23 protein-coding genes, 2 pseudogenes and 1 riboswitch are annotated in these 24,387 nt (G+C 51.5%); of the genes and pseudogenes, 13 read left to right on the top strand and 12 right to left on the bottom strand.

Annotated features, from left to right (window positions below; all coding sequences use genetic code 11):
- Positions 1–133 precede the first annotated feature (133 nt).
- The 11 genes from ampH (at position 134) to DFO56_RS15765 (ending at position 12,652) form a co-directional block, all read left to right on the top strand.
- The gene (gene ampH / locus DFO56_RS15815) at positions 134–1,291 is read left to right on the top strand and encodes a D-alanyl-D-alanine-carboxypeptidase/endopeptidase AmpH (RefSeq protein WP_045509330.1); all 1,158 of its coding nucleotides are present in this window, start codon (positions 134–136) and stop codon (positions 1,289–1,291) included.
- Positions 1,292–1,411: 120 nt separating this feature from the next.
- On the top strand, positions 1,412–2,383 hold the full coding sequence (hemB, locus tag DFO56_RS15810) for a porphobilinogen synthase (protein WP_045509333.1): 972 nt from the start codon (positions 1,412–1,414) through the stop codon (positions 2,381–2,383).
- Between the two features lie 142 nt (positions 2,384–2,525).
- Entirely contained in the window at positions 2,526–4,250 is a 1,725-nt protein-coding gene (locus tag DFO56_RS15805; protein WP_045509336.1) for a lysophospholipid acyltransferase family protein, read from the top strand.
- Between the two features lie 697 nt (positions 4,251–4,947).
- Positions 4,948–6,324: an ethanolamine permease gene (gene eat / locus DFO56_RS15800; RefSeq protein WP_020456708.1), complete on the top strand. Its 1,377-nt coding sequence runs from the start codon at positions 4,948–4,950 to the stop codon at positions 6,322–6,324.
- A gap of 9 nt (positions 6,325–6,333) precedes the next feature.
- Positions 6,334–7,722 carry an ethanolamine ammonia-lyase subunit EutB gene (locus tag DFO56_RS15795; RefSeq protein ID WP_045509340.1) on the top strand — a complete coding sequence of 463 codons (1,389 nt, stop codon included), beginning with the start codon at positions 6,334–6,336 and terminating at the stop codon, positions 7,720–7,722.
- Positions 7,719–8,492: an ethanolamine ammonia-lyase subunit EutC gene (gene eutC / locus DFO56_RS15790; RefSeq protein WP_045509343.1), complete on the top strand. Its 774-nt coding sequence runs from the start codon at positions 7,719–7,721 to the stop codon at positions 8,490–8,492. The genes DFO56_RS15795 and eutC overlap by 4 nt, the downstream gene beginning before the upstream one ends.
- 92 nt (positions 8,493–8,584) lie before the next feature.
- Positions 8,585–9,100: a hypothetical protein gene (locus DFO56_RS15785; RefSeq protein WP_045509346.1), complete on the top strand. Its 516-nt coding sequence runs from the start codon at positions 8,585–8,587 to the stop codon at positions 9,098–9,100.
- 10 nt (positions 9,101–9,110) lie between these two features.
- Positions 9,111–9,560 carry a DUF421 domain-containing protein gene (locus DFO56_RS15780; RefSeq protein ID WP_017458803.1) on the top strand — a complete coding sequence of 150 codons (450 nt, stop codon included), beginning with the start codon at positions 9,111–9,113 and terminating at the stop codon, positions 9,558–9,560.
- A gap of 58 nt (positions 9,561–9,618) precedes the next feature.
- Entirely contained in the window at positions 9,619–10,149 is a 531-nt protein-coding gene (locus DFO56_RS15775; RefSeq protein WP_020456704.1) for a 2-oxo-tetronate isomerase, read from the top strand.
- 296 nt (positions 10,150–10,445) lie between these two features.
- Complete coding sequence (locus DFO56_RS15770) at positions 10,446–11,828, top strand: D-arabinono-1,4-lactone oxidase (RefSeq protein ID WP_045509349.1); 1,383 nt, start codon at positions 10,446–10,448, stop codon at positions 11,826–11,828.
- On the top strand, positions 11,825–12,652 hold the full coding sequence (locus tag DFO56_RS15765; RefSeq protein ID WP_045509352.1) for a glycosyltransferase family 8 protein: 828 nt from the start codon (positions 11,825–11,827) through the stop codon (positions 12,650–12,652). The genes DFO56_RS15770 and DFO56_RS15765 overlap by 4 nt, the downstream gene beginning before the upstream one ends.
- 52 nt (positions 12,653–12,704) lie before the next feature.
- Here DFO56_RS15765 and DFO56_RS15760 read toward each other — a convergent pair whose 3' ends face one another.
- From DFO56_RS15760 to DFO56_RS15745, 5 genes are all read right to left on the bottom strand, one after another.
- Positions 12,705–13,298 (bottom strand): LysR family transcriptional regulator, encoded by a 594-nt coding sequence (locus tag DFO56_RS15760; RefSeq protein ID WP_020456701.1) that lies wholly within the window; start codon positions 13,296–13,298, stop codon positions 12,705–12,707.
- A gap of 75 nt (positions 13,299–13,373) precedes the next feature.
- Positions 13,374–13,679 (bottom strand): hypothetical protein, encoded by a 306-nt coding sequence (locus DFO56_RS15755; protein WP_147271682.1) that lies wholly within the window; start codon positions 13,677–13,679, stop codon positions 13,374–13,376.
- Between the two features lie 210 nt (positions 13,680–13,889).
- The gene (locus DFO56_RS25165) at positions 13,890–13,967 is read right to left on the bottom strand and encodes a hypothetical protein (protein WP_244173025.1); all 78 of its coding nucleotides are present in this window, start codon (positions 13,965–13,967) and stop codon (positions 13,890–13,892) included.
- A gap of 492 nt (positions 13,968–14,459) precedes the next feature.
- The gene (locus DFO56_RS24635; RefSeq protein ID WP_147271681.1) at positions 14,460–14,681 is read right to left on the bottom strand and encodes a hypothetical protein; all 222 of its coding nucleotides are present in this window, start codon (positions 14,679–14,681) and stop codon (positions 14,460–14,462) included.
- Positions 14,682–14,794: 113 nt separating this feature from the next.
- Positions 14,795–14,968, bottom strand: a complete 174-nt coding sequence (locus tag DFO56_RS15745) for a general stress protein (protein WP_072051630.1) — start codon at positions 14,966–14,968, stop codon at positions 14,795–14,797.
- A gap of 323 nt (positions 14,969–15,291) precedes the next feature.
- On the opposite strand from DFO56_RS15745, the gene DFO56_RS15740 reads away from it, so the two are divergent.
- Positions 15,292–15,618: a four-helix bundle copper-binding protein gene (locus tag DFO56_RS15740; RefSeq protein WP_071925260.1), complete on the top strand. Its 327-nt coding sequence runs from the start codon at positions 15,292–15,294 to the stop codon at positions 15,616–15,618.
- Between the two features lie 49 nt (positions 15,619–15,667).
- Here the strand turns inward: DFO56_RS15740 and crcB are convergent, their stop codons facing one another.
- On the bottom strand, positions 15,668–16,039 hold the full coding sequence (gene crcB, locus DFO56_RS15735) for a fluoride efflux transporter CrcB (RefSeq protein ID WP_045509356.1): 372 nt from the start codon (positions 16,037–16,039) through the stop codon (positions 15,668–15,670).
- A gap of 75 nt (positions 16,040–16,114) precedes the next feature.
- A riboswitch (Fluoride riboswitch) is annotated at positions 16,115–16,184 on the bottom strand.
- A 30-nt stretch (positions 16,185–16,214) separates the two neighbouring features.
- The gene (mntP, locus tag DFO56_RS15730) at positions 16,215–16,784 is read right to left on the bottom strand and encodes a manganese efflux pump MntP (protein ID WP_045509358.1); all 570 of its coding nucleotides are present in this window, start codon (positions 16,782–16,784) and stop codon (positions 16,215–16,217) included.
- Positions 16,785–17,041: 257 nt separating this feature from the next.
- Here mntP and zinT point away from each other — a divergent pair, with 257 nt between their 5' ends.
- The gene (gene zinT, locus DFO56_RS15725) at positions 17,042–17,686 is read left to right on the top strand and encodes a metal-binding protein ZinT (protein WP_045509361.1); all 645 of its coding nucleotides are present in this window, start codon (positions 17,042–17,044) and stop codon (positions 17,684–17,686) included.
- 302 nt (positions 17,687–17,988) lie between these two features.
- On the opposite strand, the pseudogene DFO56_RS15720 reads toward zinT, so the two are convergent.
- The 5 genes and pseudogenes from DFO56_RS15720 to DFO56_RS15700 form a co-directional block, all read right to left on the bottom strand.
- A pseudogene (locus tag DFO56_RS15720) lies at positions 17,989–18,666 on the bottom strand (molecular chaperone).
- Entirely contained in the window at positions 18,657–20,294 is a 1,638-nt protein-coding gene (locus DFO56_RS15715; RefSeq protein WP_045509365.1) for a hypothetical protein, read from the bottom strand. The pseudogene DFO56_RS15720 and the gene DFO56_RS15715 overlap by 10 nt, the downstream one beginning before the upstream one ends.
- Positions 20,284–22,803 (bottom strand): annotated as a pseudogene (locus DFO56_RS15710) (TcfC E-set like domain-containing protein). The gene DFO56_RS15715 and the pseudogene DFO56_RS15710 overlap by 11 nt, the downstream one beginning before the upstream one ends.
- A 35-nt stretch (positions 22,804–22,838) precedes the next feature.
- Complete coding sequence (locus DFO56_RS15705; protein ID WP_045509367.1) at positions 22,839–23,507, bottom strand: hypothetical protein; 669 nt, start codon at positions 23,505–23,507, stop codon at positions 22,839–22,841.
- Between the two features lie 62 nt (positions 23,508–23,569).
- Positions 23,570–24,154 carry a common pilus major fimbrillin subunit EcpA gene (locus DFO56_RS15700; protein ID WP_045509370.1) on the bottom strand — a complete coding sequence of 195 codons (585 nt, stop codon included), beginning with the start codon at positions 24,152–24,154 and terminating at the stop codon, positions 23,570–23,572.
- Positions 24,155–24,387 lie beyond the last annotated feature (233 nt).

Raw genomic sequence — 24,387 nt, 5'->3', positions numbered from 1 at the left:
ATAGGGAAAAAATTTCATATTTACCCATCGTTACGTATTAGGGCGAAATAACACGCTTATTGGTGCTTTGCATCGAATCGCCGGGTAGTATAAATATCCTCTATCGTTCCCATTCTTATATGGATCCCCTTCGTTGAAACGTTGTCTGCTTTTCTCCGCGTTGCTCTGCACGCTGAGTATGACCAGCGCCCGTGCGGCGCAACAATCTCCCGATCCGGTATTTGCCTCTGACATTGTCGATCGTTACGCCAACCACATCTATTACGGTAGCGGTGCGACCGGGATGGCAATGGTGGTCATCGACGGTAACCAGCGCGTGTTCAGAAGTTTTGGTGAAACCCGTCCGGGCAATAATGTGCGCCCACAGCTGGATTCGGTTATCCGTATTGCTTCGCTCTCCAAGCTGATGACCAGCGAAATGCTGGTGAAACTGCTCGATCAGGGCCGGGTGCGTCTTGACGATCCATTAAGCAAATATGCGCCACCTGGCGCGCGCGTACCGACCTACGAAGGCACGCCGATCAAGCTGGTTAACCTCGCGACCCATACCAGCGCCCTGCCGCGTGAGCAGCCTGGCGGCGCGGCGCACCGCTCGGTATTTGTCTGGCCAACGCGCGAACAGCGCTGGAGCTGGCTCTCCACCGCGAAGTTAAAAACCGCGCCGGGCGCGCAGGCGTCTTACTCCAACCTGGCCTTTGACCTGCTGGCCGATGCGCTTTCTCAGGCGGCCGGAAAACCCTATCCGCAGCTCTTTGAAGAGCAGATAACCCGCCCGCTGGGGATGAAAGACACCACCTTTACGCCGTCGCCGGATCAGTGCAAGCGTCTGATGGTGGCAGAAAAAGGCGCCAGCCCGTGCGATAACACGCTGGCAGCGATTGGCAGCGGCGGCGTTTACTCCACGCCGGGCGATATGATGCGCTGGATGCAGCAGTTCCTCTCGTCCGATTTCTATACCCGCAACAGCCAGGCCGATCGGATGCAAACGCTGATCTATCCGCGTAATCAGCTCACCAAAGTGATTGGCATGGATGTTCCTGGCAAAGCCGACGCGCTGGGTCTTGGCTGGGTCTATATGGCACCGAAAGACGGCCACCCAGGCATCATCCAGAAAACCGGCGGCGGTGGCGGTTTCATCACCTATATAGCGATGGTGCCGCAGCATAACGTCGGCGTCTTTGTGGTGATGACCCGTTCACCGCTGACGCGCTTTACCAGCATGAGCGACGGCGCGAACGACCTGGTCAGCGAGCTGAGCAACAATAAGCCGCAGGTGGTTCCGGCCTCCTGATGCGGCAAAAGGCAGGCGGTTTGCCGCCTGCCTTCCCCTTTTAACAGCGATTTTGGTAAAACAGCCCGCCGCCTTTTCGGCTACAATGCCGCCATCTGTTCCACAAACATCAGGCATACCATGACCGATTTAATTACTCGCCCCCGCCGCCTGCGCAAATCGCCTGCGCTGCGCGCCATGTTTGAAGAGACAACACTGAGCAAAAACGACCTGGTGTTGCCGATCTTTGTTGAAGAAGAGCTCGACGATTACAAAGCCATCGCCGCTATGCCAGGCGTGATGCGCATTCCGGAAAAGTATCTGGCGCGCGAAATCGAACGCATCGCCAACGCCGGGATCCGCTCAGTGATGACCTTTGGTATTTCGCATCACACCGATGCGACCGGCAGCGATACCTGGCAGGAAAACGGCCTGGTGGCGCGGATGTCGCGCATCTGCAAAGAGACAGTGCCGGAAATGGTGGTGATGTCCGACACCTGTTTTTGCGAATACACCTCGCACGGTCACTGCGGCGTGTTGTGCGATCACGGCGTGGATAACGACGCCACCCTGATTAACCTCGGTAAACAAGCGGTGATTGCCGCCGCGGCAGGCGCTGATTTCATCGCGCCATCGGCGGCGATGGACGGCCAGGTGCAGGCGATCCGTCAGGCGCTGGACGCGGCGGGCTTTACCGATACCGCGATCATGTCCTATTCGACTAAATTCGCCTCATCCTTCTACGGCCCGTTCCGCGAAGCAGCGGGCACGGCGCTGAAAGGCGATCGTAAAACCTATCAGATGCACCCAATGAACCGCCGCGAAGCGATTCGCGAGTCGCTAATCGATCAGGCCGAAGGCGCAGATTGCCTGATGGTGAAACCGGCTGGCGCTTATCTTGATATCCTGCGTGATATCCGCGAGCGCACCGAGCTGCCGCTGGGCGCTTATCAGGTGAGTGGGGAATACGCGATGATCAAGTTTGCCGCTCAGGCAGGCGCGATTGATGAAGACAAAGTGGTACTGGAAAGCCTGGGTGCGATTAAACGCGCCGGCGCGGATTTGATTTTCAGCTATTTCGCCCTCGATCTCGCCGAACGCGGCATCCTCTGAACGAAGCGGGCCTGGCCCGCTTTTTTTTGCCTTTGCTTCTGATTCTCCTCGCGTCTTTAAAGTGTCATTTATTCATTGTAATGAAATGTAAGCGTCATCTTCGCCCTTTACTGTCATCGGCAAGACGGGAGGAGGAATCACCATGTTTAGTCTCGACAATGTACTTGAGGATCTCTGGCCACAGGCCAGGCCAGCACCCTGGCAAAAAAATCTGCTCAGACGCCTGCTCTATGAGCAAGAGTTTCAGCAGTTCGCCGCGCGCCACCCCCACCTGAAAGGGCTGGATATGGTGGAACAAGTACTCGAACATCTACAAATCCGCTGCACCGTTCCCGCTCACTGCCTCGAACAAATCCCTGAACATGGCCCGCTGGTCATCATTTCCAACCATCCGACAGGCACGCTCGACGGGCTGGCGCTGATGTACGCGGTTTCCCGTGTTCGCCGCGATGTGAAAGTGGTCACCAACCGCATGCTGTCGCACCTTGAGCCGCTCAGCTCGCTGTTTATTCCGGTGGATAACATGGGTGGACGTACGCGTAAATCCTCATTGCAGCAAATGGAAAACCATCTGCAAGGCGGCGGCGTGTTGATCTTCTTCCCGGCCGGGGAAGTTTCGCGCCTGACGCGCAAAGGCATTCGCGACAAAGGCTGGCACGCCGGGTTTATTAAACTGGCCAGCAAATTCCGCACCCCGCTGCTGCCGGTATGGATTGACGCGCGCAACAGCGCCCTGTTCTACGCCAGCGCGATGGTCTCTGAAACGCTGCCCTTTTTACTGCTTATGCAGCAGATGTTTCGCCGGCGCGACAGCGCGCTGCCGATCAAAATCGGTGAACGTATTCCCTGGGATAGCTGGCACACGCCGCAGCTCGCGCCGCGCGAGCTGGCCGATAAGTGTCGCAAACATGTCCTGCGTCTTGGCAAGGGATTGCCCGGCCCCTTCAAAACCGAGTGTGCCATCGCACGTCCGGAAGAGCGCATTACGCTGCGCCGGGAGCTTAACAACGCCGAATGCCTCGGCCGCACCGCTGATGGCAAGGTCATCTATCTGTGGCAGCGTAAAGGGCAGGAAGATGCGCCGCTGCTGCGCGAACTGGGGCGACTGCGTGAAATCGCCTTCCGCGCGGTGGGCGAAGGCAGCGGTAAACGTCGTGATACGGATAAATATGACGACGATTACCTGCATCTGATTTTGTGGGATGAGGCCGATCTGGAAATTGTCGGCGCTTACCGTTTTATGCCAACCGCGCAGCAAATGGCGGCGCGCGGCGTCGAAGGGTTATACAGCTACAGCCTGTTCCATTACGACGATCGCATGGCAGATGTGCTGCGCCACGGCATCGAACTGGGGCGCAGCTTTATTCAGCCGCGCTACTGGGGACGTCGCGGGCTGGATTATCTGTGGTCGGGTATTGGTGCCTATCTGGCGCGTTATCCGCAGTATCGCTACCTGTTTGGCCCGGTCTCTATTTCCGGTGGCATGCCGCCCGCGGCGCGCGATCTGCTGGTGGCGTTCTACCGCCTGTGGTTCCCGGCAACCTGGCCGCTGGCGTCATCGCGCCGCCCGTGGCCTGCCAGCATGCCGGAAGTGCTGGCGCAGTTTACCGGCGATGACTACACCGAAGATCTGACGCGGCTGAAATCGCTGCTGGGAAACCTGGGCTGCGGCATTCCGCCCCTGTATAAACAATATTCCGAACTGTGTGAGCCAGGCGGCGTGCAATTTATTGATTTCGGCTGCGACCCGGATTTCAACAACTGCGTGGATGGCCTGGTGCTGGTGGATTTAACGCACCTGAAAGCAAACCGCTACGAGCGTTATATTGCTGCGCATCTGCCGCAGCCGGAAACAGAAACGGCATGACGTAAACCAGCACAAAATACAAAAGCCGTCGCGTTATGCGTGACGGCTTTTTAACGGATCCTGTCAGCCATGCACCAGCCGCAACTGTGCTCGTCGGCTATTTAAACGAGGGTTGTCGGTAAAAATGACATATAAAATGGGTCGCCAGGCCATGACGTCCTCCTTTGCTAAATATCATCCTGGGTTTGGCTGAAAATTATTGTGTCAAACTAAAGTGCCAGACAATTCAGGTCAACCCATTATTCCGGATTAGATTTAACATCAGGTTATTACGCTAATGATATGTGTTGCACCTCACAAAAAAAGAAATAAATCACACTGTAAAATCAACATGTTAAGTTATTGTGAATTACGCCATTTAAATAACATATCATCACTTTAATTAAAGCCTGATATGACAAAAAAGGGTTAAGAATAGTCGGATTTAAATTTCCAGTTATTCCCTATAACATTTCCAGAAACCGGGCTATCGCCTTTTTTTATTAATCCGTCGGCAATTAATTTCACCTTAAGCAGCATATTCGCCAGTTTCACCATTGCAGGGCAGCCTGCACCAGAATCCGATCTGCCACGGTGCAAGCCATGCATCATTTCAAAGCCATAATTATTTAACCAATTAATTAATAAAGGAATATATCTTTTGGCACCGCCTTTGCACCTTTACTGCTAACTGTATTCAATGGCGAGGCAGTAAAGCATGAGCACACAAACAACACTAAAAAGAACACTGGGCAGCTTCCGTCTGTGGGGCATTGCCGTCGGGCTGGTGATTTCAGGGGAGTATTTTGGCTGGAGCTATGGCTGGTCACAGGCCGGCACGCTCGGCTTCTTGATTGTCGCACTGTTAATTGCCGCGATGTATTGCGCCTTTATCTTTAGTTTTACCGAGCTAACCACTGCCATTCCTCATGCCGGTGGCCCTTTCGCTTACGCGTACCGCGCATTTGGGCCAACGGGCGGGTTTATTGCCGGTTTTGCCACCTTAATCGAGTTTGTTTTCGCACCTCCGGCTATCGCAATGGCGATTGGCGCGTACCTGAACGTGCAGTTCCCGTCGCTGGATGCGAAATGGGTGGCGTGCGGCGCATACCTGATCTTTATGGCGCTGAACATTCTCGGCGTCGGCATTGCCGCGACGTTTGAGCTGATTGTCACCCTGCTGGCAATTTTCGAACTGCTGGTGTTTATGGGCGTGGTGGCACCGGGCTTCTCCTGGGGCAACTTTACCGCCAACGGCTGGGCAGGCGCCGAGAGCTTCAGCAGCCTGGCGCTGCCGGGCATGTTCGCCGCGATCCCCTTCGCCATCTGGTTCTTCCTCGCCATTGAAGGCGCTTCTATGGCAGCGGAAGAAGCCAAAGATCCGAAACGCACCATTCCGCGTGCACTCGGCGGCGGTATTCTGACCCTCACCGTGCTGGCGGTTGGCGTGATGATTTTTGCCGGTGGCGTTGGCGACTGGCGCACGCTGTCGAATATTAACGATCCGCTGCCGCAGGCGATGAAAGTGGTGGTCGGCAACAGCAGCGGCTGGCTGCATATGCTGGTGTGGCTCGGCTTGTTTGGCCTGGTGGCATCGTTCCACGGCATCATTATGGGTTATTCACGCCAGATCTATTCGCTGGCGCGCGCGGGCTATCTGCCGGCAAGCCTGGCAAACCTCAACCGCAAAACCCGCACGCCGCATCTGGCGATCCTCGCCGGGGGCGTGGTCGGGATTGCGGCGATTTTCTCCGACTCGCTGGTCACCATCAGCGGCATGCCGCTCACTGCCTGTATTGTGACGATGTCCGTTTTCGGGGCTATCGTTATGTATATCACCTCAATGGCCGCGCTGTTTAAGCTGCGCCGCAGCGAACCGGAACTTGAGCGCCCGTTTAAAGCGCCCCTGTTCCCGTACGCCCCCGCGTTTGCGCTGGGCATGGCGGTGCTCTGCCTGGTGGCGATGGTCTGGTACAACACGCTGCTGGCACTGATCTTCGCGCTGATGATGCTGGGCGGCTATATGTGGTTTCGTAAAACGGCGCACGCGCGTGAACGTGCCGAGATGGATCCGCAACTGCGGGCGCTCTCCTGAGGAGACTGAATGTATAAAACCACGCTGGCTCACCGTACTTATCAGTTCGACAGCCTGAAAACGTTGATGGCGAAAGCCTCCCCGGCGCGATCCGGGGATGTGCTGGCCGGGGTGGCGGCGCAGTCGGCAGAAGAGCGGATGGCGGCGAAAATCGCCCTTGCGGATGTGCCGCTGCGCGAGATCCTCGCCTCTCCGCTCATCCCGTATGAAGATGATGAAGTGACGCGGTTAATCATTGATACCCACGATAGCCGCGCGTTTGCCCTGATTGCCCATCTGACGGTGGGCGAATTCCGCGACTGGCTGCTGGCCGACAGCACCGATACCGCCACGCTTAGCCATGTTGCCCCGGCGATCACCCCGGAAATGGCCGCCGCCGTCAGTAAACTTATGCGTAACCAGGATTTGATCCTCGCCGCCAGCAAATGCAGCGTGATCACCCGTTTTCGCAACACCATTGGCCTGCCCGACCATCTCAGTGTGCGTTTGCAGCCCAATCACCCGACCGACGATCTGAAAGGCATTGCCGCCAGTATGCTCGATGGCCTGCTGTATGGTGCGGGCGACGCGGTGGTAGGCATCAACCCGGCCAGCGACAGCCTGCCGGTACTGCAAAAGCTCAACCACATGATGGCAGACATCATTGAGCGTTTTGACATCCCTACCCAGTCCTGCGTGCTGACGCATGTCACCAATACCATCCAGTTGATTGAACGCGGTGCGCCGGTTGATTTAGTGTTCCAGTCGGTGGCGGGGACGGAAGCCGCTAACAGCGGCTTTGGCATCAACCTGGCGCTATTGCAGGAGGCACATGAAGCGGCGCTGAGCCTGAAGCGCGGCACGCTGGGCAACAACGTAATGTATTTTGAAACCGGCCAGGGCAGTTGCCTCTCAGCTAACGCGCATCACGGCGTCGATCAGCAAACCTGCGAAGCGCGCGCTTACGCGGTGGCACGACATTTTAACCCGCTGTTGGTCAACACCGTGGTTGGTTTTATCGGCCCGGAATACCTCTACGATGGCAAGCAGATCATCCGCGCCGGTCTGGAAGATCACTTCTGCGGCAAACTAATGGGACTGCCGATTGGCTGCGACGTCTGCTACACCAACCACGCTGAAGCGGATCAGGACGATATGGACACGCTGCTGACGCTGCTGTGTACCGCCGGGCTGACCTTCCTGATTGGCGTACCGGGCGCGGATGACATCATGCTCAATTACCAGAGCACCTCGTTCCACGATGCGCTCTACGCCCGCCGCCTGCTGGGGCTGAAACATGCGCCGGAGTTCGCCGAGTGGCTAACGAAGATGCAAATTATCGACACCCACGGCCAGTTGCGCCTGACCGGCGCTAACCACCCGCTGCTGACCGTTATGCCACAAGGAGCGCACGCATGAATGGACCTGATGCCTGGACACTGCTGCGTGAGTTTACCGATGCCCGCATTGCGCTAGGGCGCAGCGGCGCAAGCCTGCCGACGCGGGAGGTGCTCAACTTTGGCCTCGCGCACGCCCAGGCGCGTGATGCCATTCATCAGCCGTTCGACAGCGAAAGCCTGGCGCAACAACTCCATGCGCTTGGCTTAAAAACGCTGGATGCGCACAGTGCCGCTGCCGACCGGCATATCTATCTGAACCGCCCGGATCTGGGCCGCCGATTGAGTGATGAGAGCCGCGAAACCCTTGCCGCACACCGCCCGCCCGCGCACGATCTGCTGCTGGTGATTGGCGACGGGCTCTCTTCCCACGCCGTACACCGTCAGTCTGTCGGGCTTATCACCGCCCTGCTGCCCTATCTGGACACGCTGGGCATTTCTCTCGGCCCCATCGTGCTGGCGCACCAGTCGCGCGTGGCGCTTGGCGATGACATTGGCGAAACGCTGGGCAGTAAAGCGGTGGCGATACTGATTGGCGAGCGTCCGGGGTTATCCTCGCCGGATAGCCTCGGCGTCTACCTCACCTGGAAACCCGCGCGCCAGCGCATTGAATCCGAACGCAACTGCATCTCTAACATTCGCCCGGAAGGGCTCAATTACGAGGCCGCCGCGTTTAAGCTCGCCTGGTTGCTGGAACAGGCATTTCTGCGCCGTCTCACCGGTGTGCAACTGAAAGACGAAAGCGACAACCCGGCGCTGCACGGGCGCGTGACTCCCCGTATTACGAGCTGACCTCAACACAGAGCGCTGGCGTGACGAAGCGCTCTTTCTCCCCCCGTCATCTACACTCTTTACGTTATTTACAGCGAACCCGTGGAGGGCGTATGGAGAAAAAAAGCAGCGCTGACGCAGAGCGAACATGGCCCGTGAAAGATAACCCCTTCTGGCTGCATGTTGAAATGCAGGTGCAAAAATGGGGGGCGATAGCGCTTATCGCCATTGTGATTGCCGGGCTGTGCGGGCTCTTTTCACAAGGCTGGCTGAGCAAAAAAACGGCGACCAGCGCCGATCACCGTCTCACCGTCGAGTACGACCGCTTTGGTCGGCTACAAAGCGATCTGGATATGCAGATAACCGCCAGTGCTACGGCCGACAACCACATCACTTTCACCCTGGGCGGCGATTTCATGCACGATTTTGAGATCCGCACCCTGCAACCACAACCGCTCAACATGTTCAGCCGCAGCGGCGAACTGGTGCTGGAATATGCCCGTCCCGCCGCCGATAAACCGCTGACCGTATGGCTGGGGCTGACACCGCTCGGCGTCGGTAACAGCACGCAGCGGATTGCAGTGAATAATGCCCCCCCGCTCACCCTGACGCAGTTTATCTGGCCCTGAGGAGAACGCGATGGACATGGTATTACGCGCGATAGCTATCTATCTGGTACTGATGGTGGTATTCAAAATCGCCGGGCGCCGGGCGCTGCTACAGATGACCTCTTTTGATCTGATTTTGCTGCTGATCATCAGTGAAGCCACGCAACAAGCGCTACTCGGTAATGACTTCTCCGTGACCGGCGCGGCGCTGACCATTATCACGCTGGTGGTGGTGGATATCTTATTTGGCACGCTGAAGAAGTATGTCAAAGGGGCGGAAAACCTGATCGACGGCACGCCGGTGGTGTTAGTGGAGAATGGTCAAATGCTGGAAAACAAAATGCGCGAAGCCGATATCACGCGCGACGACATTATGGTGTCAGCACGAAATAACCAGGGCATTGCCGATCTGGCGGAGATTAAATTCGCCATTCTTGAGCGCAACGGCCATATCTCGATTATTCCCAAAAACTCATCATGACTTTTCGCTCGCTATACTTTGCTTACCGAGTCACAACCGACTTTACGAAAAATAGCTTATGAATGAAGATATTACCTTAACGAACAACATGAATGCGCTGCTCTGCCTGCCTATCCCAATGCTGGCAGCGCAACTGGGTGAGTTGCTTACCCAAAAACAGCTACGCGTTACCACGGCGGAATCCTGTACCGGCGGACAAATCGCCACCGCACTGTGCGCCGCAGGCGATACGCCAGCCTTCTTTGGCTGCGGGTTTGTTTCGTTTACCGATGAAGCGAAAAGTACCCTGTTGCATGTCAAACGAGAAACGCTGGCGCGCTGGACGGCGGTGAGCGAGCAGACGGCCAGCGAGATGGTGCAAGGCGCTTGCGCGGTCAGCCATGAACCGGTCGGGATTGCAGTCACTGGTTATGCCGGCCCGGATGGCGGCGAAGATGGCACGCCGGCCGGAACCGTGTGGTTTGCCTGGGCGCTACCGGGACAAGCGCCGATCACGGCGCTGCGCCACTTTGCCGGGGATTGCGAAAGCGTGATTGAGCAGTCGGTAAAATATGCGCTGGCAACATTAATAACGTTATTAAACCGCTAACCTTTTCACTCCGCCGCGCGTCGTTATGTCGCGCGGGCCCATTTCTCGACCACCACGTAGCAAATCCTCACTCATCTGGCCACAAATGGCCTGATTATCAGCGTTACGTCCGCGATACCGTGGCAAGCAGGGAGCTTAATTTGGTATTCCACCTGCCTGGTGTTACGCCAGGCTAACAGTCCCCCATCCTCTGTTGCGCCACGCCGAAGCGCCTTGAAAAGCCGCGCCAACACTCACACGTTTCTGTGATGCGCTACGCTTGGTTAATAAATAAAAATCTGAGCGAGGAGCCGCCCATGAACGACACGCAGACCCTTTTTCCACGCCGACAGCCGCATGCAGACCCGCAAGATACGCACCTTTTCAACTGGGCGAAAAACGCGTTACTGGCCAGCAAAAACGCCGTCATCCATGTGGAAAATGAAGCGCAGTTGCAGCAAGTTATTGCCGCCGCTGCCGGGCGCGTGCGGGTGATGGGCAGTCGCATGTCGCCTGGGCGCATGCTGAAACTGAGCCAGCCGGGCGATACGCTAATTGATATCTCTGCGCTGCGCGGTGTGCTGGCGGTGGATGACGACAGCGTAACGTTTGGCGCCGGGACGCAGCTGCACGAAGTGTTTGAACTCCTCACCGTCATGAACCGCATGCTGTACGCGTCGCCGGGAGTGATCGATTCACAAACGCTGGCAGGTGCCATTTCAACGGGGACCCACGGCCAGGGCATGCAACAAAGCTCGCTGGCGGATGAAGCGCTGCGTATCCGGCTGGTGGATGCTGCCGGGCAGATCCACGAGCTTGACCGCCAGCAACCCGCGTTTGCCGCCGCGCAACTGGCGCTCGGCACGCTGGGGGCGATTACCGCCGTCACCCTGCGCACGCGCCCGGCAACGCTGTATACCTGCTTTAAAAGCGCCAGCAGCGCCGGGAATCTTGCGCAAGACTTGCTTAGCTGGAACCAGCAGTGGGCGTTCAGCAAAACGTGGTGGTTCCCGGATGAAAACAAAGTTCATACCTGGAACGCGCGCGAATCCACCGCCGATGAAATGGCGCTATGGCGCGATAATCATGGTGATCTGGTGGAACGGGAAGAGACCGACACGCAGATGAACGACACGGTGGAAAAAACGCTGGAGCAGATGCATGACGACACCAATATTGTTGATGAAAACGGCAAGCCGTTTCGCACCGTAACGCGCTTTAAAGACTTTTCAGATGTGATTGGTGATATCTACCAGGTGTTCTGCCGGGGTATCGCCACGCCGCAAATCAATATTGAGATCGGTATTCCACTGGCGCGTGCCCCGGCGGTGATTGCGCGCATTAAAGCGTGGCATCAGCAATCGCACCCGCATATGCACTATCCGATTATTTTGCGCTGTACCGGGCCTTCCGGAGCATGGCTAAGCCCGGCCTGGCAGCAAGCGACCTGTTTTTTTGGCTTTGTGGTCTATTACGCCGAAGACGGCTCGCTCTCTGAAGAAGGGCTGGCGTTTCTGCGCGCCGCCGAACAGTTGCTGGCAGAAGAAGGCGGGAAGCCGCACTGGGGGAAATACTTCGATCCGACGTTATACGACTGGCCCGCGCTCTACCCGCAATGGACAGCGTTTCAGGCTATACGCCAGCGTTTTGATCCGCAGGGCAAATTTCTCAACACCTTTATGACGGAGCTGTTGTCATGAGCGCCGCATTCGCCTGGGTAACTCTCCTGACGCAGCCGGATTACCTGCCGGGTGTAGAAACACTGCACCGTTCGTTGCGCGCCAGCGGTTCGCCGTGGCCGCTGGTGGTGATGGTTACTGACGCCATTGACGACAGCACGCGCCAGCATTTGAGGGCGCAGGGTTGCAAAGTGCGGGAAGTGCCGGTTATCGGTCCCGATCCCACGCTTGAAAGCCGCTATGCAAATGCCCGTTTTGCCGACGTGTGGAGCAAACTGGCAGTGTGGACGCTTGAGGAATACCAGCGGGTGGCGTTTCTCGATGCCGATATGCTGGTACTGCAAAATATGGATCACCTTTTTGAACTGCCACTGGCCGCAGGCACCATTGCCGCCTGCCATGCCTGTCGCTGTAACCCTAACCATATCGAAAGCTATCCGGCGAACTGGCGGCCGGAAAACTGCTATTACAGCTGGTGTACGGACGCGCAAATGCATGCCAACCCACCGGCGTCGCTGGATAACTACCTTAACGGCGGGTTTCTGCTGCTCACGCCGGATAATGCCCTTTATCAGCAGATGATGGCGAAGCTGGCTGAGAAAGCCGATATTTCGGGCTATGTTTTTGCCGAGCAGGATTTTCTGAACGAAGTGTTCCGCGACCGCTGGCTACCGCTGCATTATGGTTATAACGCCTTAAAAACGTTGCCGCTCCAGCATCCGCAAATGTGGGATTTAGCGCAGGTAAAAAACCTGCACTTTATTATCGATAAACCCTGGGAAAAGCGGCCCGAACCCGGTGACAAGGGATATGAACTGCATCGATTGTGGTGGAAATATGCGTAACCGCCGATGAGCGCGCCATTGCCGGAACGCGAACATGCCGCGCCTTTTGCGTTTACCGTTCCGGCCAATGATGTTCCTGCGCGGCGGCCAGCAGCCAGTCGCGAAAGGCGTGGCAAAGAGGTTCTAACAGCGCCGATTTATCGTAAATCAGCAGCACCCCGCCGCTGTTCTCCAGCGGGTGCAGGATACCTTCACTCCCGGCCTGCACCGTGCGGCGAAAAGCAAAATCGATCCCTTCTCTTTTCAAATCAACGTCCCGCGTAGTGGTAGTGATAAGCACCTCGGCATGCGGGTAATAACGTTCAAAGCCGCCAAGCCTTGGCAGCAACCAGTGCATGGCAAACTCCGTTGAACAACTGACGCTCACACGGCGGTGCGCCGCCGCGTCAATTAACCGGTGGGTGGCTTGTGAAATCTGATGAAAGGCAGGCTGAATAGCCCGCAGGTAAATTTTCCCTTCCGGCGTCAGCGTCAGCACGCGCGAACCGCGCATAAACAGCCGTACATTAACCCAGGCTTCCAGTTTGGCAATCTGCTGGCTCACTGCGCTGGCGCTGATGGATAATGCCGCTGCCGCCGCTTTCATACTGCCGTGTTGAGCGACAGCATTAAAACAGATGAGCGCCTGCAAAGGCGGTAAGGTCATTGCCGATCTCCGCATCAGTTAAGTCACACTAAACTTTAGCAAAAATACGGCTTCATCAGCCAACAGTGGCGTTTATCAGACCAAGAGAAAAAGCGGCGGCGTGTCCCCGCCCGGATGCGGGATCACCTCGCCCCCGGCACCGTACCACGGCGCGATAAGCGGTGGCTGAATCACCTGTTCCGGCGTGCCTTGTGCCAGCCGTTTTCCCCGGTGTAACACCAAGATCCTGTCCGCCCACCGCGCAGCAAGGTTGAGATGGTCAAGCCCTGCGCAAACAGGCAATTTGCCACTCAATGTCAGCCGCAGCAGCAGGCGCAGCGCCTGCTGATGATGGTAAAAATCGCGTGCCGAAGTTGGTTCATCCGTCTTCCGGGCCGTCATGATGCCCACAGCGGCGCGAGGCTGGGTGGTTTGCGGTGCCTGAAACCAGTTGTGCGCGCCAGAGTATTGATAAGAAACAGAGCCAACCTGCAGGCGTCAATTTGCGTTCGATAAACAAACCAGGCCGTTGAGATACGCGCGAGTCTCTTCAAGGTGTTGCTGTAACAAACTGAATAATAAATAAAAAGGCCGCCGTAGCGACCTTTTTATTTATTTCTTCACCGGTTGGGGTTTTTTATCTCCCGATTCCGGCGCTTCACGAGGGTCATCTTTTTCAACGTTGAACACGAAACCTCCTCTCGTTGCCTTCAGTTCACACACTATAGATCCTCCGCTGTTATAGAGGCCAGGCGGCAGGCAAAAAAATACCATAAGGCCCGGTAGCCGCTGCGACACCGGTTGGGTTGTAAACGCCTGATGGATGAAATGCAGACAAATCATCAATAACATCAATGTGTTAACGATAAAAAAATTCATTCGAAAAGATCGGTTTATTTCATCACAACTCGCTGTTTTATAGCGATTTTCCTGTTGAAATTTGCTAATAATTAGCACGCTTATTGTTAGTAACGAAAATGCAATTGCATGCCTTCAGGTACAACGCGGATTTGCCGGGCCTGAAGGTTATTTTTTATTCGTTTTCAATGCGCTAAAAATTATTCTGATCGTTTTCGTAAAAACGAATGACTGAAAGTTTCCTGTCTCTTTCAGCGGCATAACTTGAAAAGTAGAGTTCTCCGCGTTGCAGAAGCACAACGCCGTTAGAAAGGTGAAAAGGATTTATTGATTATTGCCTTTTGGGGGTTGTTTGCGACTGGCCATTTTATGCACAAGACGTTTCTTGTAAGGTGGGAGACGTAAATCAACTGCTTCGGTAAAATTAATGGCAATTACTTCGGCAGGATGGTGAGAATCTTCAATTAAATGAGTAGATAAATGATCAGATAAATCTTCAGGTAATGTGCATATCCTCTCACCCTCATCATTATTTTTCGAACTCATTAATACCTCTATCTTCTTATTTTCAAAACAGTGTTAATTAAAAAATAAACGAGCCGTTTCCGGCCCGCTGCCGTTCTGAACTTTACAGATAATAAAAAGAACTAGCGAAACGGCTATTTCTGGCCGCCGCTGTGGCTATTTTTACCACCTTTTTTACCGGCTTCGGATGCACGTTCGGGGTCATTTTTAAAATTACCACCGCTGTGCTGACCACCTTTACGCCCCGCTTCTGACGCTTTTTCACGATCTTCAGCGAAATTACCGGAACCGCCTCTATGTTCGGCCATGTTATATCTCCACATCTCGTTTTCGATATAATCGATACGGTTAATAACCCATATCAATCGCGTTGGAGTCTTAAGTCTGGCTATTTATCACGATTAGTCAATTGATCATCCGAAAATATATCAATATAAAAACAACAATCTTTAAAGAAATATTTAAACACATATATTGCATTAAAAATAAATCTTTATACTTATAAGCGGGTTAGTAAAATTTCTCTCGCCTAATAAAAGGACAGATGTGATGAAATGTGTAAATAAAATGGTAGGGATAAATATTCTGTGCACACTTATCTTATGACGCACAAATATTATGGAGATAAACCATGCATACAGAACATCAACGATGCGCAGAAGCCTGTTATCAATGCGCTGCGGCTTGCGAACACTGTGCGCTTTCTTGCTTGCAGGAAGAGAATATCGACATGATGCGTGAGTGCATCAAGCTGGACGTACAATGTGCCGCCCTGTGCCGCCTTGCCGGTCAATTTATGGCGTTGGAAAGTAAGCATTTACCCTCGCTGTGCCGGATTTGCGTCGATGTGTGCAGAGCCTGCGCCGAAGAGTGCAGCCGGCATCAACATCAGCACTGCCAGCAGTGCGCTAAACGTTGCCGGGCTTGCGCACAAGCGTGCCTGCAAATGGCGGCGTGAAATGCGCTGAGAAAAGGGGGCGCATTGCCCCCTTCCTGTTTTATCCATATCAGGTGTTTATCAGCGCAAACCCCAGCGCCGTCATTAAAATCGATCCCGTTACATGCACCAGCACCGAAGCCAGCGCCCACGCATAGTTGCCCGTTTGCAACCGGGTAAAAATCTCCAGCGAAAAAGTGGAAAAGGTGGTCATGCCGCCGCATAAGCCTGTGGTGATCAGCAGCCGCAAGTTGGGATCCAGATGCGGCTGGCGAGTAAAGAGTGCCAGCGCGCCGCCAATAATCAGCCCGCCGAGTAAATTTACCAGCAGCGTGCCGGGCGGCAGATTGGGAAACAGCGTATTTAAACGAATCGCGAGCAGCCAGCGGATCACGCAGCCTGCAGAACCACCGATGATTACGGCAAATAAAGATTTGAGCATGTTTTTCCTCATCAACAAAAGTGCGAGGCATGCAGGGAACACAAAAGGAAAACGCCCGACATGCCTCATGACAGAGACATACCAGGCGTCATCAGCTTCTCAGAGAAGCGGTTGGGTCAGGTGGAACGCCATCACCTGAGCACGCATTGTTGACGATTTCGCACGTTCGGGCAAGTTACAGTAAGCCTAAGTGTTCAACCAGAATTGAGCTGCCGATACAGATAAGCACAACACCGCCGAGCACTTCCGCCCATTTACCGATCGCCGTGCCAAGAAAACGCCCCAGTAGCATCCCGGTGGTGGCCATGATGGTGGTCGCAAGGCCAATCATCAGCGCCGTCGTCACAATGTTCACATTGAGAAACGCCAGACCGACACCAACGGCCATCGCATCAAGGCTGGTAGCGATAGCGGTGGTGACCAGCAACCAGAAACCGTGGCGGCGCGGCGCTTCGGCTTCTTCATCCGCAGTTTTAGTCAGTCCTTCTTTCATCATGCGCACACCAAGCACAAACAGCAGTACAAAGGCTATCCAGTGATCCCACTGCATAATGTACTGGCTGGCGGCCAAACCTGCGGCCCACCCAATAATTGGGGTGATGGCTTCAATAACACCAAAAATCAACCCGGTGCGTAGCGCTTCGCTCACCGGCGGACGTTTTAACATCGCCCCTTTACCGATAGCGGCAGCAAAAGAATCCATCGACATGCCGAAAGCAAGAATACTTATTGCGTAAAAACTCATTGCTGACCCCTAAATGCCCACAGGCGAAGGCAAAAACGCAAACGCTGCGAAAAGAGCGGCAAGAATGCCATAGCCGAATAAAAAACGCAAAAATTACTTATTAATCATAAACATATAGATATTGCTATGTTTTATAGCGCTGGCTATGTTGTACGGCGCCCAACTCATTTGGCTGGTGAATTGAAAGCAATGTGGCATTTAATTTTGTTATATTATAACATTTCATTTCGTAACAAATGATAACCAGGGAGCGCAATATGATCATGAAGAAATCAGCCTTTGTACTTGGCATGGGAGTGCTGCTAATGAGCGCGCCAACGTTGGCGCATGACCACCACCACGGCAAACCGCTTACAGAAGTGGAGCGTAAAGCCAGCGAAGGCATTTTTGATGATAAGGACGTAAAAGACCGGGGATTGTCCGATTGGGACGGGATCTGGCAATCCGTGAACCCGTATCTGCTCAGCGGCGATCTTGATCCGGTGCTGGAGAAAAAAGCAAAACAAGGCGGTAAAAGCGTTGAAGAGTATCGCGCCTATTACCAAAAAGGTTACACCAGCGATGTAGAAATGATTGGCATAGAAAACAACGTAATGGAATTTCACGTTGGCAAAACGGTCAATTCCTGCCGTTATGATTACGCGGGCTATAAAATCCTGACTTACTCCTCCGGGAAAAAAGGCGTGCGTTATCTCTTTGAATGTAAAGACGCGCAATCAAAAGCGCCAAAATATGTGCAGTTCAGCGACCATATTATCGGCCCGCGCCAGTCGCAACATTTCCATATTTTTATGGGCAACGAATCGCAAGAAGCGCTGTTAAAAGAGATGGATAACTGGCCGACATATTATCCGTACAATATGACTAAAGCGCAGATTGTTGACGAAATGCTGCATCACTGATGGTTTCACCGCGGGCGAAGAATCCTCTCGCCCGCGGAAGGTCATCCTCAAACGCATTGTCCACCATTCTCTTAACCGGCGCTCCGTTCGTTCTGGTTGGCTTTCAAGGCTTCCGGTGGGCACTCCTGATCAAAATTTCCGCCTCGGCAGAATAATGGATCAGTGCAAAAGTGGCGATTTATACCCTCTCCTCAATGGAATATGCACTCGATAACCTTACACAGCTTGGTTATTTTAATAATCGAAATATAACCAGATGAGATAAAAAATTTGCCCCAGTTCAGCAGATTTATGAAGGTGGCTTAGCGGCAGTCATCAGTAATATTAATAAACTTATCGTTGTAGATGATGAACTTGCCTCCTATACCTCGCAGCGAATCATGACGTACGCTTTCGCCAGGACGCAGATACCATGCCTCGCTGTCTTCTTCTTTTGTTTCACAATGTGGTTTCGCCAGTAGCTTAAACCATGTGTTACCACTGTTTTTTACGACGCCAGTTTATGAGTCATAATCCCATTTGAAATTTACTTGTCGGGGTCGGACGACCAAAATCGTCTCCAGCACGATAACCGGCATTATGCTAACGGCGTTGCTTTTACCACTTCGTATGAGACGATTTTGTGGTGGGATTTCAGCAAATGCCACACGATAGTAACGCTCAATATTGTCTTGAGGTCCCCGATAGTAAAATTTAAAAAAATTACCTTCGCCCGGTTGTAATGTGATCTGGCGTGGTGAAAACAAAAGCTGGCCGTCTGTTAAGCTATGACGGATCTCATGCTCGCCGGGACGGTCAATGGCTGTAATCGAAATACGATACAGGCGCGCTTGTTCATTATTATTAACCACATATTTGCTAATCATTTTTTTATCTGCCGCCATGGAAAAAGTCAGATGTCCGACGGAAATAGCGTTTGATGTTGCGGATAGTCCCGGTAAGAGACAAAAGCAAAGAAGAATCTTTAATATCAATGCCATATAGCCTTCACGCGGATTTCTCCTGATGCGCTGACCTCACCGAACCAATCATCACCAGCGATAGTCTTTTGAGATTCAGGGGCATCCATATTGATTGAGAATGTTAAATTGGTTTTATTCATTACGCCGGAGCCTAGCGCAGGGTCGTACCATGGTGTGGAGAGCCACAGTGCGCTGGTGATGTCATGCCATATAGAATCATCGCACCCGACGTCATAGGCTACTGACGCACCGGACTGATTCAAAAAAGACAACGAAGCAGGAAATGGCACTTTTGTTTGCCCATCACTGGACGAAAAAATGCAGTATGGCCGCCCATTAATTGACTGTCCTGGACCCGCTACACTCGCAAACACTTCATCAGCGGACGTTTTCCCATTGGTAGTTACGATATATTCAAAATCCAGCGATGGCTTGCCACTACCTACCAAGCCCTGTCGATATGGTGCTTGTGAAAAATCTTTTGAGATAATACTTACGCTAAAATCGCGCGGTTTTATTATTAGCTGGCCAGATGTAGACATCTCATACCACCCGGATTCCAGCGCAACAGTATTACGGAAACGGAAATTAAAAAGATCCCGACTATTTATATCACTTATCCCCAGATTCACCATTTGTTTGAAAAAATTATTTGATAAAAAAAGGTAGACAGAATTGGAATTTTTCAAGTCATTAAAATTATAGGCATAAGTGGTACCGCTGACCCCTTTCCAATCCTGTCCATTGAGACTGAATTGCATATCATAAGTACCAATCGCTGCCGACAATGCTGCGTGATTAACTGAGGGAAAAATACGAATGGAAGTATTATTCACGCCATTAGTTAGTAAGGTATAATTCAACATTTTACAAACCAACCCGGAACGTGAACCAATAACCTGCAGCTTACAGTCAGAATTCCCCTCCCCAATTGTTGGCATACCATCACTATTGATAAATACTTCCGAAAGCGAGTTGGTATTTAAGAATTTAAGATGTGCGCCTTTGGTGAAAGAAACTTTACGCACGTACCATTGCCCACTTGACATTTGTACACAGCGCTCACCCGCCCCAGGTGAGTAATTAACATCAGTTTGGCATGTGTTGATGGTCATTGAAAAGTTATCCCCAACAGGCATCTGGCGCAGATACTCATATAAAGTGTCAGACATCATCCCATGCATCCAGGTCGTTCCACCCGCCGGGACAGTGACACCATAAAAACCATCCGCATCCGTTAATATTGGCGGAATTAAGCTGGTTGTCATATCGCAGCCTGAATACCAGTTAATACATCGTAATCCCAATAAAGGGTACGAAATGGGGCTATTTTCAATCCACATATCAAAATGCCAGCCGTGATTAAGAGGCGTATTGTAACCGTTATCAATATAGCCAAGACTCTGTTGATATATTGTGCCCGAACCATTATATTTCAGCCCGGTCCAACGATTTGAGCCCGTCATTCTTGGATCCAGAACTCCCGCAGGCGTCACAAAATAGTTATCATCGGTATCATTTTCGACAAAAACGTATTCGCGTGTTGCAGCATCGCCCCATACCGTTTTGTTTACCGCCGCTTCACCGCGACAGATAAACATAGCAGCCATGAAAAGAATTAATAGCCTTAGAAGATTACCCTGCATTTTTCGTACCTGGCCGTAGAGTGCTGACATATGATTTCAATCCCTGACAAATCACATCCCCAACCCAAACAGCACCACGTACGTTACTGAGTTCGAGAGCAATTTCGCAGCTTTCATCGCTTCCGTATTGGAAATCAATGACTGGATATTTTTTATCAATATCCATAATAAACTCGCCGTGTTCATCGGTATTGGTACGCCCAATATGATTACTGATACGAGCATGGGTAAGCAATGAGCCATCTTCAGCACGAATTCAGCCAAAAACCGTCACCATTTGCTTGACTTCCGGCCTCACAATAGCAACGTTGCCGGGGTATAACGTGAGCTTACTTTTCTTACCCGCAGAAATATCATAGCTATCTAATGAATCTTGGCTATTCATAATTTCAATTTCATAGCGACTGTAGGGATGCAGCGGAATATAATTTTGTTTTCCCGTCAACTGAAAATTTCGACCATTAATTTTAGCAATTAATTTCCCATCATTTTCCATATCAGTCCGCAATATAACACCTGAATCACCATCATCTTTACCGCTAAGCGCAATTTCATCCCCTTGCCAGCCAAAACTGCCGTTGGCTGACAGGTTAGTGTTGATATATCCATCGACACCGCGATTGATATTTAGCGTTCCGGAAGAAAAACGGGTTTCATAGTTTGTCCATACACCTCCATTAAGGGTTTTATCATCCCCTGCACGGCTACTTATTGCGCGAGAAAGATCGGCTCCCACCCCACGAATAACACCATCATAAAATTGTTTTTGCGCAGACAGGTTCGCCATAGTGTTACCATTTTGATGGGCCATACCTGCACGCAACCAATTACCCAGCGGCAAAGATAAATCCAGTGCTATATATTTTTCAGTTCCATTATCGCGATAGCCATTCTGGTAACGCTGTATCCCGGCACGCAAGCCAAGTGTACCCAGCGAGCCAGTGAAGATCGTCTGAGAATAATCACCTGTGTAATAGTGATTTCCATAAAGAAGATCTTCGTTATAACTACCACTCAATACGCCCAACTTTGACCATAAAGCATTCAGATTGATTGAGCCGCCAATAGCCCGGTTATTCGCATCGCTATGGCGTAATGTATTGCCGGTCATTGTTTTTTCCTGGCTAAGCCAGAGAGAAGAAAAACCACCCGGTAATGTGGCATTAACACTGTAAATACTGCTCCATGAGCGATCGCTTGCCACCATATTTTGTAAGTTCAGCGATAATTTATCAGTAACAGGCCAGGAGAGCTGTGTTTCACCAATTGTGAGTCCGTTATAACTGTAACCCGATGCTGACCACCCCAGGGTGCCAGCGCTGCCGGATAATGAGGCCCCTACCAACATGCTTGCTTTACGGCCGTCTTTTTTTTCAGAACGGGAACGAAATTGATGTGCATCCATCAATATTCTCCCGCCCCAAAACTGCCAGCGTAGCGGCATCCCTGTGCTTCGGTAGCGTGAAAAAATTTTGTTCACACGCTGTGTCGTTTTACTGGTAATTCGCCCATTGACCACAATTTCGACATTGACGTCATAAATACCGTATGGCAATCCACGCGTATCGACTTCATGGTTCCCCATGCCGAAATTCTGTACGCTAAGCAGCTTCCCTTCACGGTAGATATGAACCTCACCCGCAGCTGGCAGAAAGACAATAACAGGCGTGGCTGATTGGGCATTATCAAAAACGGTGGACTGTGCCTGATTTCCCCAGGACACTCCATAAATTTTTCCAGCGGCGATCCCGGTAATGGGGCCAAGCGACTGAATATTCCAGGCATCCAGCATCCCGGCGGCAAAGCGATGACCGGCAAAGTCGCGTTCATACATAAATTTATATAAAGCGCTCTGCCTATTAGACGTACCGATACCATAGAGCGAGCCATCAACCGCAATATGGTGTTCCCGTAATGATGTCACGTTACGATACGAGAGAAAGTTAGAGGTACTGCTACCACCTGCACGCATCTGGTTGTTATAAACACCCAGGTTATAGTTCAAAGTACCGCTCACTGCGTCTGTGCTTGATCCACCAATATCTTCGCTGCGAGAATGCAATACCATCCCCATAGCTTCCTTATTGACAATTAGTTGCAGCCGTAGCTGATGGAGGTTTAACTGAAGCCAGGCGTCGCTGGTTACCGCAACTTTGAGTTGCTCGTCAAACTTGACCTCTGTTATCGCAATCAGTTTTTGCTGCGTATTTTTGTTCAGAGTGGCATTTCCCTCGTGATCTTCGAGCTGAATCTGTCCAACTCGTAATTGGTAATCATCCAGCCAAACCGAAGCATTTCCCACGCGTTGATCGCTACGCGTTCCCTCTGTGCCATTCAGGTGTAAAAAGAGAGGAATTTTCATACCGTCGCGCAGTGCCAGGGTAAAAGCCTCAGGAATAATAATACCTGCGATCTGTTTAATTTTTGATGTACTTCCAGCGGTCGAATTAGCCACACCCAAAAAAAATAATGTACTGCACGTGATTAATTCCTTTAATCGAATTTTCATTACTGGAAAAGCCACAAATCGCCCCGCAAAAAAAGTTATTTAATCGGTACGAATTGATCGGACTGCCATAGAGCAACGTGTCCTTTTTTATTCGCGACATTCACCCGGGAAAAGATGCGGGATTTACCCGGCATCACATAATAATTTTCACGACAACTCTCTCCATCTTCAATTTTCTGACATGGACCATAAGCAATTACGCGGAGAGTTGCATTACCATTATTAATAATTTTCCCATCACGATAATGATGTGAAAAATTCACCTTACGTGGGACTACCACCAGGATCGTACTGATACGAGCAGACGCAGTCGCGACGGCATTTCGCTTCGATCCATTCTCCGTAGCATCGCTTAAAGCCTGATCAAGCCAAACAATACGATAATATCTTTCTTTATCATCCTGTGGCCCGTGGTAAAAAAAACGAATAACTTCCTTACTGTTCGCAGGCATTAATAAACTTCCTGGCGTAAGTAATAGCTCGTTTTCATTATCCATCGGGAGCGTTACACCATCATCAAGTGGAGATGATACTTTTTCGATACGAACGTTAACTAAACGTCCGGTAGTCGTTGTATTTTTAATTTCCTTACTCGTAACAGAACGATCACTGCTGATAAAAGTAGAAATATCTCCAACATCCAGAGCACGAGCAGAAAAATTAAACACTAAAAAGGCAAAGAAAAGTATAAAAACATTCCTCATGAAACACCTTTAATATTAAAAAGGGGAAACGTTAAAGCCTCCCCGATTTATATTGTCAAGAGTCAACTGGTCCAGGTTGCATCAAATTGAACACTAACATCACCACTCCAAATCCCTTCAGGTAGCTGGTTAAGGTCTGTTTCTGGAGTGGTGCCATCAGATGTGGCACCAATAATAGAAAACGTAAAATCGTCCTGGGCCGTGGTACGTCCGGCCTGGGCAAAGTTATTAGACAATGCGCTAAGATTTCCCCCCTGAATGCCTGCAGAAGTATCAATCATGACAGTAGGTGTAGTTTTATCCAGAGCTGCCCCCAAATATTTCACACCAACGTCGAGTGTTGATCCAGAACCATCAAGCTGTGTCAGCGTATTGGCAACCAGACGGGAAGTAAGTTTAAATTCTTGTGCAGAAGTGTCGCCTTCAATCGCCACATCAAAGAGTCCTTTTTGTTCATTAAATCCTTTAATCCCTTCAGCATACTGAAAGGACAAAGAGCCTAGCGGTGTTACGACAAGCTTACTGGTCGTGTCTTTTTTTGCTGTGGCAGCCCAGGTTGCAACCGCCTGCGCTGTTGTATCTACAGCCATGGCATTTCCCATGCCGAGCGCAAGAATAAAAGGAATAGAGAGTAAATTACGCTTCATTCTGTCATCCGAATAATATGGTTTGAAATATTAAAAAATCGTATACATCACTATTAACAATCACCATCGCTAACAATAAAAAGCGATTAATAATGATTGATAACATCCAGCCTAAAACATTAAAAAACAAACAACGCTGATAAATTGCCGATTCATTGTACAAATGAAAATGCATTTTTCAGACCAAGAGCCTATCACTGGCCTTCAACACAAAAAATATAAAATATATTATT

It is taken from the genome of Kosakonia sp. AG348 (genome assembly GCF_003337365.1).
GTDB lineage: Bacteria > Pseudomonadota > Gammaproteobacteria > Enterobacterales > Enterobacteriaceae > Kosakonia.
Note: the sequence above shows the minus strand (reverse complement) of the source record. Positions and strands in the feature narration are given on the sequence as shown.